Source organism: Brucella rhizosphaerae (genome assembly GCF_002252475.1).
Classification (GTDB): domain Bacteria; phylum Pseudomonadota; class Alphaproteobacteria; order Rhizobiales; family Rhizobiaceae; genus Brucella; species Brucella rhizosphaerae.
In genome coordinates, this window is the sequence record NZ_NNRK01000017.1 from 332,283 (window position 1) to 346,196 (window position 13,914).

A 13,914-nucleotide genomic window follows, 5' to 3' on the forward strand; every position below is an offset into this window, starting at 1 on the left:
GCAATTCCAGTCAAAAGCAGCCGTTGGAACGGTTTAATTTGCTTTTTCTGGAATTGCTCTACCCCCAATTCTCAATGCGGATTTTTGAACCGTCAGAGAAACGCGAAATATGGAATGGCGACGGATCGACAACTGGCGTTTCGCCGCTGACCATATCAGCAACCAGCTTTCCAGCACCGGGGCCAATGCCAAATCCATGCCCTGAGAATCCGGTTGCAACGATAAGACCTTCAATGCCGGGCAGGGGTGAAATAACCGGAATGACATCCGGCATGGTATCGATGAGGCCTGCCCATTCCTGAGCGATGGTTGCAGAAGCGAAGGAAGGAATTGCCGCCTTTAACTTTGCGAGGACTGCCGCATTTGCTGCGCGATGCGGCTCCGGGTCGAGTGTGCGAATAGTTTCAAAGATCGAAGGCTGATCCGCTGGACGAAGCTTCCATTGAAAGGCCTCCTGGAAAAAGCGCTCTCCAAACCGGAAACGTATTGAGCGCCATTCAGTTGAAAGCGATGGGATAAAATCACGGAAAAAACGGAAACTGTCAGGCACGATATCAGCAATCGAGCCACCAAGGCTTGCGACTGTATAACCGCCGTCCAGCCGTTTGCGGATTGCAAAATCCGAAAAAGCGATTGCCGGATCAACTTTTGCCTCGATGGGCGCTGTGCGAAATACAGAAGATTTGACTTTGAGTTGCGGAAGACGTGCATTGAAGTCTGATATGATCAACCTTGACCAAGCCCCGCCAGCAACCACAACGGCCTCACAAGTCACGCGGCCTTTTTCGGTCAGAACTGCTGAAACGCGACCATTGGTTGTCTCGATGCCGCGCACGGCACAGTTTTGCAAAATGGTGGCACCCAGTTCCTGTGCTTTCGCTGCGAAGGCAGGAACTGCTTGCTGCGGTTCTGCACGTCCGTCTAGCGGAGTGATCATCCCTCCTTTGAGTGGACGGGTGAGGCCAGGGACAAGGCTCGCTGCCTGCCCACCACTAAGGAGTTCGGTTTTGATGTCGTGTTCACTCGCGATCTTGATCCATTGAGCGTAGCGTTCGACCTCTTCTTCCTTCTCAGCAGTGTAGGCGATGCCAGTAACACGAAAGCCAGTTTCGCGTCCGGTACGTTCATTCATACCTTCCCAGAGGCGCATACTCTCAACGATCAGCGGCATTTCTCGACTGTCGCGTCCGGTTCTGCGGCACCAACCCCAATTGCGGCTTGATTGTTCGCCTGCAATTTCGCCTTTCTCAAACAAGGCGACAGGAATGCCACGCTCTGCCAGGAAAAGGGCTGTTGATACACCGATAACTCCACCGCCGATAACGGCGATCTTTGTTCCCTGTGGCAAACGCTCGGCGGTTGCCACCTTGTCGGTGATCGGCCCCATCATCAGACTCCTGCAATGCGAATATCAAACTAAGACGGAAGCAACATTGCGCGATTTTCGAGCTTTTTCAACTGGATAGTGTAGCAAATTATTACGCCTTCAAGCGTATTTCGGCAAATGCCTGACACCTTTTGTCGGGTTTTATTGGCAAAGTCGTTCAAGTGCATTTATATGCCTCTGATGATAACAGGACTCTCGGCCTCATCTATGGACATACGCACTCTGCAGGACACGAAACTCGATAAAGATCAGACTCCGGCGCTGACGCTATCAGGCATCGGTCGTCAGTTCGGGACAGTGCGTGCTGTTGATGATATTTCGCTTGATGTTCGGTCTGGGGAAATCATCTGTCTCGTCGGACATTCCGGTTGTGGCAAGACCTCCCTTCTGCGGATTATAGCCGGTATCGATGCACCTGATGAAGGTCAGCTCACTATGGGTGGTCGTACACTGGTGGGGCCAAAGGTTTTTGTTGAGCCTGAAAAGCGCAACATTGGGGTCGTGTTTCAGGACTATGCGCTGTTTCCGCATTTGACAGTCAGGGAAAATGTGCTGTTCGGTTTGCGGAAGATGCGTAAGGATGAAGCGACGGCGCGGGTCGTTGAACTGCTTGAACTGGTTGGCCTCACCCCGATGGCAGATCGCTATCCGCATATGCTTTCGGGTGGCGAACAACAGCGCGTCGCTCTTATCAGAGCGTTGGCTCCGAAGCCCGATCTTCTGCTTATGGATGAACCTTTCTCCAATCTTGATCGCGGTCTGCGCGCACGCGTGAGAAGTGAAACCATTGCTCTGCTGCGCGCATTGGGTACGCCGGTCATAATCGTAACCCATGAGGCTGAGGAAGCTTTGTCTACGGGGGATCGTGTGGTGTTGATGCGTTCTGGAAAGATCGTTCAGGCCGGTTCTGCCCGCACACTCCATGACCAGCCTGCAACGCGTTACGCTGCGGATTTCTTCTGTGATTTTAATGCTCTTGATGGCAAGGCGGATGGCGCTGCCGTAAAGACACAGGTTGGTATGTTGAAAACGCTAGGTGATGTGCGATCAGGGAGTAATGTTGCCGTCTATCTGCGCCCACGCGATATTGCTATCGTCTCCAGTGAAACCTCCGCGCAAGATGTATTGCGCGGACGCATAGCAAGCCGCACCTATTTGGGTGAAACGGAAGAGCTGACAGTTCAGCTCGATCATCAGAATCTCTGCCTTCGCGTTCGGACAGATCAGCATGTTGATGCTGATGCGACGGATGTCTGTCTCCGGATCGACTGGAGCAAGGCACTGGTTTTTACAAAAAATGAGTAAATAACTCATATTTTATGACGCGAATTATTGACCCTGAATATACCAGTTCCTATAGTCTGGTTGCATTACTCATAGTTTCAAATGAACCAAATTATCCCGGAGGTAAAATGCCCAAGATCGCGCGTGCTGGACTGGCTCTTATGGCAGCGACGTTTCTCTCAGGTGCAGCGAATGCAAATGAGGTGAACATTTATACGACGCGTGAACCTGGCTTGATCCAGCCTCTGCTGGATGCCTACAAGGAAAAGACAGGCACAACCGTAAATACCGTTTTCCTGAAGGATGGTCTTGCTGAACGCGTTGCTTCTGAAGGCGACAAGTCTCCTGCAGATATTCTGATGACTGTCGATGCAGGCAATCTTGTTGATCTCGTCGACAAAGGCCTTACCCAGCCGGTTGATTCCCAGGCCCTGAAAGATGCCGTGCCTGAACAGCTTCGTGATGCCAACGGCAATTGGTTCGGTCTGTCGATGCGCGCTCGCGTCGTCTATGCAGACAAGGATCTCGAACTCGACAAGATCACCTATGAAGAACTGGCTGATCCAAAGTGGAAGGGTAAAATCTGCATTCGCGCAGGTCAGCATCCATATAACACAGCGCTGATCGCCGATTACATCGCCCATCACGGCGCCGAAAAGACAGAAGAGTGGCTGACGGGCCTCAAGGCTAACCTTGCACGTAAGGCTGCTGGCGGTGATCGCGACGGTGCCAAGGATATCGTTGGCGGAATCTGCGATATCGCAGTCGCTAACTCTTATTATGTCGGTCTGATGCGTTCGGGCAAGAGCGGCGACGAGCAGAAGGCTTGGGGCGACGGCATCAAGGTCATTCTTCCAACCTTCCAGGATGGCGGCACGCAGGTAAATATCAGCGGTGCAGCTGTTGCCAAAAATGCGCCAAACAAGGACGAAGCCGTCAAGCTTCTTGAGTATCTTGCTTCGGACGAAGCCCAACAGCTTTATGCGAAGGCTAACTACGAATATCCGGTAAAGGCTGGCGCTTCGGTTGATCCAATCGTCGAATCCTTCGGCGAACTGAAGATCGACACTGTTCCACTTTCGGAAATCGTCAAGCATCGCAAGCAGGCCAGCGAACTGGTCGACAAAGTTGGCTTTGATAACTAAAAGTCGATTATCACTGTAGATATGACGCCGGTGCAAAAACTATTGCGCCGGCGTTGTAATATGAAGGTCGACAACAAGCATGCCGGAACCTATGCAAGCCGCATCGTCATCCATGCCTTACCGCACCCGCTCGGGGCGAAGCTGGTTGTGGCTTTCAGGAATAATCGCACTGCTGGTTTGCCTGCCGGTCCTCGCACTAGTTATAGAAGCCTTGCGTGGATCATCCGGCCTGTGGGGCCATCTTTTCTCAACGATTTTTGCCACAGCCTTCACCGATACGGTGATCCTCCTGGCAGGCGTCGGTTTTATTACAGCATTGGTGGGCACATCAGCTGCATGGCTGGTAACGGCTTACGACTTTCGCGGGCGTGGCGTGCTTGAATGGGCTCTTCTGCTGCCGCTGGCGGTGCCTACATACATCATCGCCTACGCCTATCTCGATATTCTGCACCCGATTGGGCCAGTGCAAAGCGCAATCCGATTTATTCTTGGCTATGAGACGCCGCGTCAGTTCCGCTTGCCAGATATAAGATCAATGACCGGTTGCATTATTCTGCTCGGCTTTGTGCTTTATCCTTATGTCTATATCCCAACACGAGCTATGTTCCTCACACAGTCGGCAAGCCTGATTGAGGCTGCACGGACGTTGGGCGTCAGCCGCAAAGGGATTTTCTGGCGCGTAGCGTTGCCGCTTGCACGTCCCGCCGTGGCCGTTGGTGTCAGCCTTGCATTGATGGAAACGCTCAACGATGTGGGGGCTGCCGAGTTTCTTGGTGTCCGAACGCTGACGGTTTCGATTTACACAACATGGGTCACGCGCTTTGATCTTCCGGGAGCAGCGCAGCTGGCGCTGGCGCTTTTATTGCTCGTCGTCGCCATTGTTTCAATTGAACGCTGGGCCCGGCGCAAACAGCGCTTTTCATCCAATATTCGCCATTCGCGCGGGTTTGAGCCGCTCAAGGTAAGCGGAATCAAAGGTTTCTGGCTGTTTATCCTTTGTGTCGTGCCGATTATTATCGGCTTCCTGATGCCGGCGATCTATCTCGTCATAGAAGCAGTCAAGCGGATGCGCTTTGCGGGCATATCGCCTCGTCTTGCCGGGGAAGCGTTCAATACGGTGATGCTCGCTTCGGTTGCAACCATTCTGGTTCTGCTGTTTGGCATGGTGGTGGCTTATGCAATGCGGCTGTTTCCGGGCGCGGCCTCCCGTTGGTTCTACCGTTTCTCAACGATGGGCTATGCAGCACCGGGCACGGTAATAGCAATTGGCATCATGATTGTTTCAGGCGCTGTTGATCGGTTGTTCGATGGGATCTTCAGTTATTTCTTTGGCTTGTCGACGGGGCTACTGCTGATTAGCACGGGTGCCGCAATTATCTACGCCTATGTCGCGCGCTTTATGGCGATCTCTGCCGGAGGTATCGATGCAGGGCTCGAACGCATTCCACAATCTCTCGATCACGCCTCGCGCACACTGGGGCGAGGGGTGACGACCACATTCTGGCAGGTACATTTGCCGCTTTCCAAAACAGCTATCGTTGCCGCTGGACTTTTGGTGTTTGTCGATTGTGTGAAGGAATTGCCTGCAACACTTCTTCTGCGCCCGCTTAATATCGAGACTTTTGCTACCCATCTCTATGGTGAAGCTGCGCGAGGCACCTATGAGGAAGCCTCCGTTGCAGCATTGGCAATCGTTGCAGTAGGCATATTGCCGGTCATTCTGCTTGCACGCGTTGGACGCCGCTTCGGCGGCGGACGTAGCTGAAAGTATTTCCAGCAAAAGTGCGAAACGGATTTGTGTTTGGCAATGCTTAACGCCAGATAGTTGGCGTTGTTCCAACAATCCAGTAACAGCTGGAACCGCTTCAATAGTGGAAGTTCTGCAATATCAAATTGTTACAGAGTCGTTATGTAACGCGACTTTAACATGGCAATGCTCGTTCGATACTGAAGTTCCATAAATCGAAAAAGTCTAGCTCTATCAAAGGCTTTGGAGGGGTTGGTGTGAGTACTGCGACCCAGATACCCCAATGATTTCAACACGATATTTCGCGTGAACGCAATAATATGTGACTGTATTATGAAGGGGTTTCCATGCTTCTACCACGTTGAAGCCACAAAGCGAAAGCTGAATGGGCACATGGAAACAACGTCTCGGATTTAGACACGATAGCCATACGGGCTGGTCTTAAAAACTCCGGGCATGACTTGGATGATGAAAACAATGCTGGATACGCAACAATGGCTCCCGGTCGAGTTGCTGAATATTGGTTTGGCTGCCGCCGTTTTCTTCGCCTGCCTTGTGCACTCTTTGTGGAAGGCGGTCTTTGATGAACTCAACCCCGTTTTCTGGCGCCGAACAGCGGCAGTTCTTTGGGCGGGTGTTGTCATCGTCGCTCTGAGCAGCGGAATTGAAAGCTTCAACTGGCCAATGATTGTTGGTTGGCTGATGGTTGCTGCCGGTGTTGCCGCAACAACTATTCGTACAGGCTTGAACTATTATCGCCAATATTCGGCGCATAACGTTCGCCGTACCAAGTTTACCAATCCGCGTTTTGCAGGTGCACGCGTTTCTGGCCCACGTGTTTCTGGACGGTGATGGCCATGTTTGCAAAGACTGTTAACATGCCTCTGCGGCAACACCGTCCACATAGTCTGCGGTCGTTCTTTATCCGCGCTTTTGGTTCTGGACGATACCGTAAATATTCGTTGAGCGTGTGCCGGAGCGGCAATAGCCCAGAATAGGGCCTTCGGCTTCAGCGAGAGCCGAGGCCATTTCATCGACATTCTCCTGGGTCAGCTGACCGCCGACAACTGGAATATAATAGGTCTTGATGCCAGCCTTTTCAGCGACCCTTGCAACTTCGGCAAAACCAGGCTGATCTTCGCCGCCTTCGCCGTCCGGACGATTGCAAATGATTGTCTGAAAACCTTCGGCTGCAATATCACGCACGTCATCCGGTGAGATTTGCCCAGTGACTGAGTAATTGTCGTCGATCTGCCGAATATCCATCTTTTTCCACCTATAATATAAGCCGCTGAAAGGCCATTTCGTTTGGAATTGAGCCCATTTCCGGTTAGCGGGTATAGCTCGTTATCGAGTTGATCCGCAAGTGTTCAGCACGTGGCTTGTCTGCTCTCCAGGTGTTGGATAATAAACCAGCATGATTACATTTACCTGGTGGGAAGCGATCATCGTCGTCATGATCGTTTATTGGCATATAACCGTTGCCGCAGCTATAATTCTGCTAGCTTCTACCTTCATTATGACGGATCGCACGGTCTGGCGCATCGTTGCTCTCGGCATCGCATTGCTGCTTGTCTCGCCACTGATCTGGGTGGGTTTCATGGCTTATTCTTAAAACACCGGTCTGATGCCTGGCTTTAACCGCATCTTATTGGTGAGCTATTCCCGCTCTTCCTAGAGTGGTCTCTAAGGAAATACCGCCATTTTTTCCGTCTTTTACATGCATTGTTGCATTGGGCTCGGTGACGACAAACAAATGGTTGATTAAGGTTTGAGAGTTGGTGATTGGCGCGGCTTTGGTACTTTCAAGGCTAGCCAAACCTCAATATGTTCGAATTAGAACATTTCCTTCAATAGTGCGAAGTGGTGTAGCGTAAGGGAATGTTTGCGGGGGCGGGGCAGGAATGACAGGCAGCAAAACCGACATGACGATGCAGAAGACCAGCCAACGTGTTCCGCACGTTGCCCGTCGTGAAGCAGGTTTTCACGAGAGTAGCCGTGATGTTCCCGAAGAAGTGCCAGTGGCCATGAGCTATAATGGCACGACACATGCCGTCATGATGGCGACGCCCAATGACCTCGAAGACTTTGCGGTGGGTTTCAGCCTGACCGAAGGGATCATAGGACACATCTCGGAAATTGAAGATCTGAACATTGAGGTCTTTGGCAAAGGCATCGATATTCAGATGCGGCTTGTCGATCAGCGGGATGAAATGCTCGTTGCACGCCGCCGCTTTATGGCCGGGCCGGTCGGTTGTGGTTTGTGCGGGATCGATTCCATTGATCAGGCAATACGTCCATTATCAGCGATCAAGGCCGATGGCTTTCAGTTGAAAGCCGGATCAATTGTTGCTGCAATGGATGCCTTGGGGAACGCACAGCAATTGAATGCGCAGACGCATGCAGTGCATGGCGTTGGTTTTTTTGTGCCGGGTGAGGGGCTTTTTGCAGTTCGCGAGGATGTGGGCAGACATAATGCGCTCGATAAGCTCATCGGCGCACTGGCCCGGGCAAACAGGCCAGCAAATAATGGATTGGTGGCCATTACGAGCCGTGTATCAGTCGAGATGGTGCAGAAGGCCGTTATTCTCGGAGCGCCGCTGCTTGCAGCTATTTCCGCCCCGACAGCTCTTGCCATTTGCACAGCAGAAGAGGCCAATCTGACGCTTGTGGCGCTCGTCAGAGGTGAAGATTTCGACGTCTACACCCATCCTGAGCGTATTCTTATTTGAGTAGCCGGCCTGTCAGATACGAGGCCGGCCAGTCATTATTTAAACAAGCGCTGCAATACGGGCGCGTTCGCTAACAATCTGCAAAGCTGCATGTGCTGCTTCGACACCCTTTACCTTGAAATGGTTGAAGAAGAAGTCGTGATGCTCTTTGCTGTCATGGTAATGATGCGGGGTGAGCGATACGCTCAGCACCGGAACTTCGGTTTCAAGCTGCACCTGCATCATGCCGTTAATGACCGCAGTTGCAACGAAATCATGGCGATAAATACCACCGTCGATCACAAATGCTGCGCCTACAATGGCAGCATAGCGGCCAGTTTTGGCAAGTGTCTTTGCATGAAGCGGGATTTCATAAGCACCGGGTACGTCGAAAACTTCAACTTCCACGTTGGTGCCTGTTTTGGCGGCGAGTTCGGCGATGAAGCTCTTACGTGCTTCGTCAACGATGTCCGCATGCCAGCGAGCCTGAATGAAGGCAATTTTGAAGGATGTCTTGTTCGGATAGCTCTGGTTCATAGGTTCCTCACGAAACTAGAATCAGGGCGCACAAAGGAACACAAGCCACGCCAACTCAAGCGCAGCCAAACGTTCTTTCGCTCTCTTCCATCCGGACTTTAACCGTCGGCTCCGGCATCTCACCGGATCTGCTGACCCTGAAACAAACAGCCGAATCGGCTTTCCGTTACAGGCGCTCGCGGGCTCGAAGATCACTCTTCATACCGCCGGTGGGGAGTTTCACCCCGCCCCGAGAACAAACCCGCACACCATTGTGCGAGCGAACGGAAATTATGCATTCCGGAGGACAATGTCTAGTCTGTTCACGGGAATTTTATACTGCTTTGAAAAGCGAGAAGCGCAGGATTTTGCTGATTTTCCGAACTGAGCCAAGTTTTGTCATCAGAAATATGATGAACGAACCAAGTATTTAATTTCACTGGGATATTTGGCGAATTTTTCCTACTTTTCAGATGTCCGAACTGAATGACGCAATTTTTCTCACGCCATCCATATTGACACATATCCCGTATTTGAGCCTATCCTAAGAACACATCTTGTCTTGCAGATGATTTTCATTCAAAAAAGACAACGTTGTCAATCGCAAGAGGAGCTGCGAGAAACAGAGTGGGATGGAGGTCTCAAAGCAGATTGAACGCTCTTCTGGGTGTGTGGGCCTGATGCCTGACAACAGCATCCGACGAAATTTTGTTTTGTAGAGTTCTACGGGAGGTAGACATATGCATAAATTTTTTAAAATGGCCGCGATGGGCACGGCTGCCTGTTCAATGATTGCAGCAATGGCACCGGTTGTGGCCAATGCGCAGGACAAGCAGAATGTTGAGGTTCTGCACTGGTGGACAGCAGGCGGCGAAGCTGCTGCACTTGATGTTCTGAAGAAGGACCTTGAAAGCAAGGGCATCAGCTGGACGGATATGCCAGTTGCAGGCGGCGGCGGTACTGAAGCCATGACCGTTCTGCGTGCCCGCGTTACGGCAGGAAACGCTCCGACAGCTGTTCAGATGCTGGGCTTCGATATTCGCGACTGGGCAGAGCAGGGCGCGCTTGGCAATCTCGATGATGTTGCCAGCAAGGAAGGCTGGGACAAGGTTATCCCTGCACCTTTGCAGGAATTTGCCAAATATGATGGCCACTGGATTGCAGCGCCTGTAAACGTTCACTCCACCAACTGGATGTGGATCAACAAGGCAGCGCTCGATAAGGCTGGCGGCAAAGAGCCAACCAATTGGGATGAACTCGTAGCGCTCCTCGACAAGTTCAAGGAACAGGGTATTACCCCAATCGCTCACGGTGGTCAGCCGTGGCAGGATGCAACGATTTTTGATGCTGTCGTGCTGTCGTTTGGTCCTGACTTCTACAAAAAGGCTTTCGTTGATCTCGACCCGGAAACTCTGGGTAGTGATAAGATGAAGGAAGCCTTCGACCGCATGACCAAGCTGCGTTCTTATGTGGACGACAACTTCTCCGGTCGTGACTGGAACCTTGCTTCGGCAATGGTTATCGAAGGCAAGGCTGGCGTACAGTTCATGGGTGACTGGGCAAAGGGCGAATTCATCAAGGCTGGCAAGAAGCCGGGCGAAGATTTTGTCTGCATGCGTTACCCGGAAACGCAGGGTTCTGTAACCTTCAACTCCGACATGTTTGCAATGTTTAAGGTTGCCGACGACAAGGTGCCTGCACAGCTCGAAATGGCTTCGGCCATCGAAAGCCCAGCATTCCAGTCGGCCTTCAACGTGGTCAAAGGTTCGGCTCCTGCACGTACCGATGTGCCTGACACCGATTTCGACGCTTGCGGCAAGAAGGCTATCGCCGACGTTAAGGAAGCTGCAGGGAAGGGCACGATGCTCGGCTCAATGGCTCACGGCTATGCAAACCCGGCTTCAGTCAAGAATGCGATCTATGACGTCGTAACCCGTCAGTTCAATGGCCAGCTTTCTTCTGAAGATGCTGTCAAGGAACTGGTTACCGCCGTTGAAGGCGCGAAATAAGCAGACAGAGATCGTCTGGGGAGTGTCCGGGATACACCCGGATGCTCTCATTGCATACGCTATAATTCATTGAAAATAATGGCTTAAAACCGCCCACAATACCTGCGCTTGAAGATCTTGTTTTAACGCACATCTGATCCGAAAATAATTTTGTACTTTTCGGAATGCGCTCTTAAACAAGCCGACAGCAGGAAGCGGTAGCTTAAACAGGATGGCGCAAAGATGCAGCGTAACAGCCGACTACAAGAACTGGTGCCCAAGCTGGTTCTCGCGCCGAGCTTCTTGATTGTTCTCGTCTTTGTATATGGATTCATTATCTATACAGGCGTTCTTTCTGTCACAAACAGCCGTATGTTGCCGTCCTACGGCTTTGTTGGCCTGTCAAATTATGAAAAGCTCTGGGCATTGCCACACTGGTGGCGTGCGGTAACAAATCTTGCGATTTTCGCTTCGCTCTACATCATCATCTGTTCAGTTATCGGTTTGTTTCTGGCAATCCTGCTCGATCAGAAGATCCGCGGAGAAGGCTTTCTGCGTCCGATTTACCTTTATCCGATGGCGCTTTCCTTCATCGTGACGGGTACGGCATGGAAATGGTTTCTAGATCCGGGTATCGGTCTTGAGCACACAGTTCGACTATGGGGCTGGGAAGGTTTCACCTTCAACTGGATCAAGAGCAACACGATGGCAATTTACTGTCTGGTGATTGCTGCTGTCTGGCAATCGTCAGGTTTTGTCATGGCCATGTTTCTTGCTGGTCTGCGCGGCGTCGACAATGAGATTATCAAGGCGGCACAGATCGACGGCGCTTCGACCGGAACTATCTATCGCCGTATCATCATTCCATTAATGCGGCCGGTGTTCCTTTCGGCTTTTGTGGTGCTCGCACATCTTGCAATCAAGGCCTATGACCTTGTCATTGCCCTGACAGGTGGCGGACCCGGACAAGCGACAGAACTGCCTGCAACCTTCATGTATTCTTATACATTTACGCGCAATCAGATGGGTATCGGTGCATCGTCAGCAATCATTATGCTTGTGATGATATTTTCGATCATTATTCCCTATCTCTATTCGGAAATTCGCGGAGGGTCGCGTTCATGAGCGCCCAGACCCAGGAAAATGCCATCAACAGTGGCAAGCTGACACGCGCTTTGATTTATTCTGCGCTGATGCTATTCGCAATTTTCTATCTGCTACCGCTCTATGTGATGCTGGTGAATTCATTCAAGCCGCTTGAGGAAATTCGTCAGGGCGGCATGTTGGGCCTGCCGCAGCAATGGACGATTGAACCTTGGCTTTCGGCGTGGTCTACAGCACAAATCGGCGTGCAGCCCACGGGCCTTAAACCGTTTTTCATCAATTCGATCCTGATGGTCGTTCCTGCCGTTGCCATTTCTACGGTCATTGGCGCGCTCAACGGTTATGTACTGACCAAATGGCGCTTTCGCGGCTCGAATATTTTCTTCGGTCTTTTGCTGCTCTCGTGCTTCATTCCCTTTCAGATTGTACTGATTCCGATGGCGCGCGTTCTGGGAATGCTTGGTATTGCGGGTACAATCTGGGGCTTGATCCTTGTCCACGTCGTATATGGTATCGGCTTCACGACGCTTTACTTTCGTAATTATTACGAGGCGTTTCCAACCGAACTGGTACGCGCGGCGCAGATTGATGGGGCAAGCTTCTTCCAGATTTTCTGGCGTATTCTGTTGCCATCCTCTGGACCAATTATCGTTGTCTCGGTCATCTGGCAGTTCACCAATATCTGGAACGACTTCCTTTTCGGTGCTTCGTTCTCTGGTGCAAATTCAACACCTATGACGGTAGCACTCAACAACCTCGTTTCCTCCTCCACAGGCGTCAAGGAATATAACGTTCACTTCGCAGCTGCTATTCTGGCGGCCTTGCCAACGCTGATCGTCTACATTGTTTCCGGGCGCTACTTCGTGCGCGGACTAATGTCCGGTGCCGTCAAGGGATAAGTCTGACATGTCATTTCTGAAAATTACTGATCTCTACAAATCCTACGGCAACGTCTCGGTCTTGAAGGATATCAATATAGAGATCGAAGAAGGCGGTTTTCTGGTACTCGTCGGCCCTTCGGGCTGCGGCAAGTCCACCTTGTTGAATACGATTGCCGGTCTTGAGCCGATTACGTCTGGCGATATTCTGATCAATGACCGCTCCGTTTCTGGCTTGCATCCTTCGCAACGCGATATCGCGATGGTGTTCCAGTCCTACGCGCTTTATCCGAACATGACCGTGGGCGGAAACATCGCTTTCGGCATGGAAATTCGTAAGGTACCAAAGCCTGAGCGCGAGAAAGCCATTCAGGAAGTCGCGGATATTCTACAGATCGGCCATCTGCTGGACCGCAAACCAAGTCAGCTTTCTGGTGGACAGCGTCAGCGTGTAGCAATGGGGCGCGCTCTGGTGCGCAATCCGCAAGTCTTTCTGTTTGATGAGCCGCTATCGAACCTTGATGCCAAGCTGCGCGTTGATATGCGGACTGAGATAAAGCGTCTGCATCATCGCATGAAGACAACAATTGTCTATGTTACGCACGATCAGATTGAAGCTATGACGCTTGCGACGAAAATAGCTGTTCTGAAGGACGGCATGTTGCAGCAATTTGGTACTCCGGCTGAAATCTACAACAATCCGACCAATATGTTCGTTGCAGATTTCATGGGCTCGCCTGCGATGAACCTGCTTCATGCGACCATTGAGAACAATGGTTCTCAGCTTGCGGTGGTGCTTGAGCAGGGTGAGGGTGAAACGTTGAAACTCCCGCTGAAAGCTGCACCGCAAAGCCTCAGTAAATATGTGGGCAAGCAAGTGATTTTCGGAATCAGACCTGAAGCGCTGACTGATCCTGATGGCGCAGATCGAAATGCCCATTCGGTGGTCGAAGGCGAGTGCCTGATTGACGTTGTGGAGCCTGCCGGCTCGGACACATTTGCCGTAACGCGTATTGGCGGCAAGCAGGTTGTTGCACGATTGCGTGCAGATGCGCGCATCGTTGCAGGACAAAGGTCGCAGCTTGCTTTCAATCTGGACAAGTCGGTGTTTTTTGATCCTGAGAGCCAGGCCCGTATTTTGTAGGGGCAATTAA

Annotated in this window: 13 protein-coding genes and 1 riboswitch; of the genes, 10 read left to right on the top strand and 3 right to left on the bottom strand. The window is 51.5% G+C overall.

Features of this window, described 5'->3' with window-relative positions; all coding sequences use genetic code 11:
* Window positions 1-58: 58 nt before the first annotated feature.
* Window positions 59-1,387, bottom strand: a complete 1,329-nt coding sequence (locus tag CEV32_RS03655) for an NAD(P)/FAD-dependent oxidoreductase (RefSeq protein ID WP_094574490.1) — start codon at window positions 1,385-1,387, stop codon at window positions 59-61.
* 207 nt (window positions 1,388-1,594) lie between these two features.
* Here CEV32_RS03655 and CEV32_RS03660 point away from each other — a divergent pair, with 207 nt between their 5' ends.
* The 4 genes from CEV32_RS03660 to CEV32_RS03675 all read left to right on the top strand — a co-directional run bounded on the left by CEV32_RS03660 (window position 1,595) and on the right by CEV32_RS03675 (window position 6,415).
* Window positions 1,595-2,692 carry an ABC transporter ATP-binding protein gene (locus tag CEV32_RS03660; RefSeq protein WP_094574255.1) on the top strand — a complete coding sequence of 366 codons (1,098 nt, stop codon included), beginning with the start codon at window positions 1,595-1,597 and terminating at the stop codon, window positions 2,690-2,692.
* A gap of 107 nt (window positions 2,693-2,799) precedes the next feature.
* A complete protein-coding gene (locus CEV32_RS03665) occupies window positions 2,800-3,816 on the top strand; it encodes a Fe(3+) ABC transporter substrate-binding protein (RefSeq protein ID WP_094574257.1) in 1,017 nt (338 codons plus the stop codon).
* 79 nt (window positions 3,817-3,895) lie between these two features.
* Window positions 3,896-5,581 carry an ABC transporter permease gene (locus CEV32_RS03670; protein WP_235818701.1) on the top strand — a complete coding sequence of 562 codons (1,686 nt, stop codon included), beginning with the start codon at window positions 3,896-3,898 and terminating at the stop codon, window positions 5,579-5,581.
* 450 nt (window positions 5,582-6,031) lie between these two features.
* On the top strand, window positions 6,032-6,415 hold the full coding sequence (locus tag CEV32_RS03675; protein ID WP_376857788.1) for a hypothetical protein: 384 nt from the start codon (window positions 6,032-6,034) through the stop codon (window positions 6,413-6,415).
* 69 nt (window positions 6,416-6,484) lie between these two features.
* Here the strand turns inward: CEV32_RS03675 and CEV32_RS03680 are convergent, their stop codons facing one another.
* A complete protein-coding gene (locus CEV32_RS03680) occupies window positions 6,485-6,829 on the bottom strand; it encodes a TIGR01244 family sulfur transferase (protein ID WP_094574261.1) in 345 nt (114 codons plus the stop codon).
* A 151-nt stretch (window positions 6,830-6,980) separates the two neighbouring features.
* Here CEV32_RS03680 and CEV32_RS03685 point away from each other — a divergent pair, with 151 nt between their 5' ends.
* Window positions 6,981-7,178 carry a hypothetical protein gene (locus CEV32_RS03685; protein WP_094574263.1) on the top strand — a complete coding sequence of 66 codons (198 nt, stop codon included), beginning with the start codon at window positions 6,981-6,983 and terminating at the stop codon, window positions 7,176-7,178.
* 310 nt (window positions 7,179-7,488) lie between these two features.
* Window positions 7,489-8,295 carry a formate dehydrogenase accessory sulfurtransferase FdhD gene (gene fdhD, locus CEV32_RS03690; protein WP_094574494.1) on the top strand — a complete coding sequence of 269 codons (807 nt, stop codon included), beginning with the start codon at window positions 7,489-7,491 and terminating at the stop codon, window positions 8,293-8,295.
* Window positions 8,296-8,334: 39 nt separating this feature from the next.
* On the opposite strand, the gene CEV32_RS03695 is transcribed toward fdhD, so the two are convergent.
* Window positions 8,335-8,811: a 6,7-dimethyl-8-ribityllumazine synthase gene (locus CEV32_RS03695; RefSeq protein ID WP_094574265.1), complete on the bottom strand. Its 477-nt coding sequence runs from the start codon at window positions 8,809-8,811 to the stop codon at window positions 8,335-8,337.
* 75 nt (window positions 8,812-8,886) lie between these two features.
* Window positions 8,887-9,052, bottom strand: a riboswitch (FMN riboswitch).
* A gap of 478 nt (window positions 9,053-9,530) precedes the next feature.
* Between CEV32_RS03695 and CEV32_RS03700 the strand changes: the two genes are divergently transcribed.
* From CEV32_RS03700 to CEV32_RS03715, 4 genes are all read left to right on the top strand, one after another.
* Window positions 9,531-10,799 carry an ABC transporter substrate-binding protein gene (locus tag CEV32_RS03700; RefSeq protein ID WP_094574267.1) on the top strand — a complete coding sequence of 423 codons (1,269 nt, stop codon included), beginning with the start codon at window positions 9,531-9,533 and terminating at the stop codon, window positions 10,797-10,799.
* A gap of 222 nt (window positions 10,800-11,021) precedes the next feature.
* On the top strand, window positions 11,022-11,903 hold the full coding sequence (locus CEV32_RS03705; RefSeq protein ID WP_024896313.1) for a carbohydrate ABC transporter permease: 882 nt from the start codon (window positions 11,022-11,024) through the stop codon (window positions 11,901-11,903).
* Window positions 11,900-12,781: a carbohydrate ABC transporter permease gene (locus tag CEV32_RS03710; RefSeq protein WP_094574269.1), complete on the top strand. Its 882-nt coding sequence runs from the start codon at window positions 11,900-11,902 to the stop codon at window positions 12,779-12,781. Before CEV32_RS03705 ends, CEV32_RS03710 begins: the two co-directional genes overlap by 4 nt.
* Window positions 12,782-12,788: 7 nt before the next feature.
* Window positions 12,789-13,904, top strand: coding sequence for an ABC transporter ATP-binding protein (locus tag CEV32_RS03715; RefSeq protein ID WP_094574271.1), 1,116 nt, complete (start codon window positions 12,789-12,791; stop codon window positions 13,902-13,904).
* The last annotated feature ends 10 nt before the right edge of the window (window positions 13,905-13,914 follow it).

Coding starts and splice junctions, on each gene's coding strand:
- CEV32_RS03655 (WP_094574490.1), bottom strand. CDS start 1,387: ATGGGGCCGATCACCGACAAGGTGGCAACCGCCGAGCGTTTGCCACAG.
- CEV32_RS03660 (WP_094574255.1), top strand. CDS start 1,595: ATGGACATACGCACTCTGCAGGACACGAAACTCGATAAAGATCAGACT.
- CEV32_RS03665 (WP_094574257.1), top strand. CDS start 2,800: ATGCCCAAGATCGCGCGTGCTGGACTGGCTCTTATGGCAGCGACGTTT.
- CEV32_RS03670 (WP_235818701.1), top strand. CDS start 3,896: ATGCCGGAACCTATGCAAGCCGCATCGTCATCCATGCCTTACCGCACC.
- CEV32_RS03675 (WP_376857788.1), top strand. CDS start 6,032: ATGAAAACAATGCTGGATACGCAACAATGGCTCCCGGTCGAGTTGCTG.
- CEV32_RS03680 (WP_094574261.1), bottom strand. CDS start 6,829: ATGGATATTCGGCAGATCGACGACAATTACTCAGTCACTGGGCAAATC.
- CEV32_RS03685 (WP_094574263.1), top strand. CDS start 6,981: ATGATTACATTTACCTGGTGGGAAGCGATCATCGTCGTCATGATCGTT.
- fdhD (WP_094574494.1), top strand. CDS start 7,489: ATGACGATGCAGAAGACCAGCCAACGTGTTCCGCACGTTGCCCGTCGT.
- CEV32_RS03695 (WP_094574265.1), bottom strand. CDS start 8,811: ATGAACCAGAGCTATCCGAACAAGACATCCTTCAAAATTGCCTTCATT.
- CEV32_RS03700 (WP_094574267.1), top strand. CDS start 9,531: ATGCATAAATTTTTTAAAATGGCCGCGATGGGCACGGCTGCCTGTTCA.
- CEV32_RS03705 (WP_024896313.1), top strand. CDS start 11,022: ATGCAGCGTAACAGCCGACTACAAGAACTGGTGCCCAAGCTGGTTCTC.
- CEV32_RS03710 (WP_094574269.1), top strand. CDS start 11,900: ATGAGCGCCCAGACCCAGGAAAATGCCATCAACAGTGGCAAGCTGACA.
- CEV32_RS03715 (WP_094574271.1), top strand. CDS start 12,789: ATGTCATTTCTGAAAATTACTGATCTCTACAAATCCTACGGCAACGTC.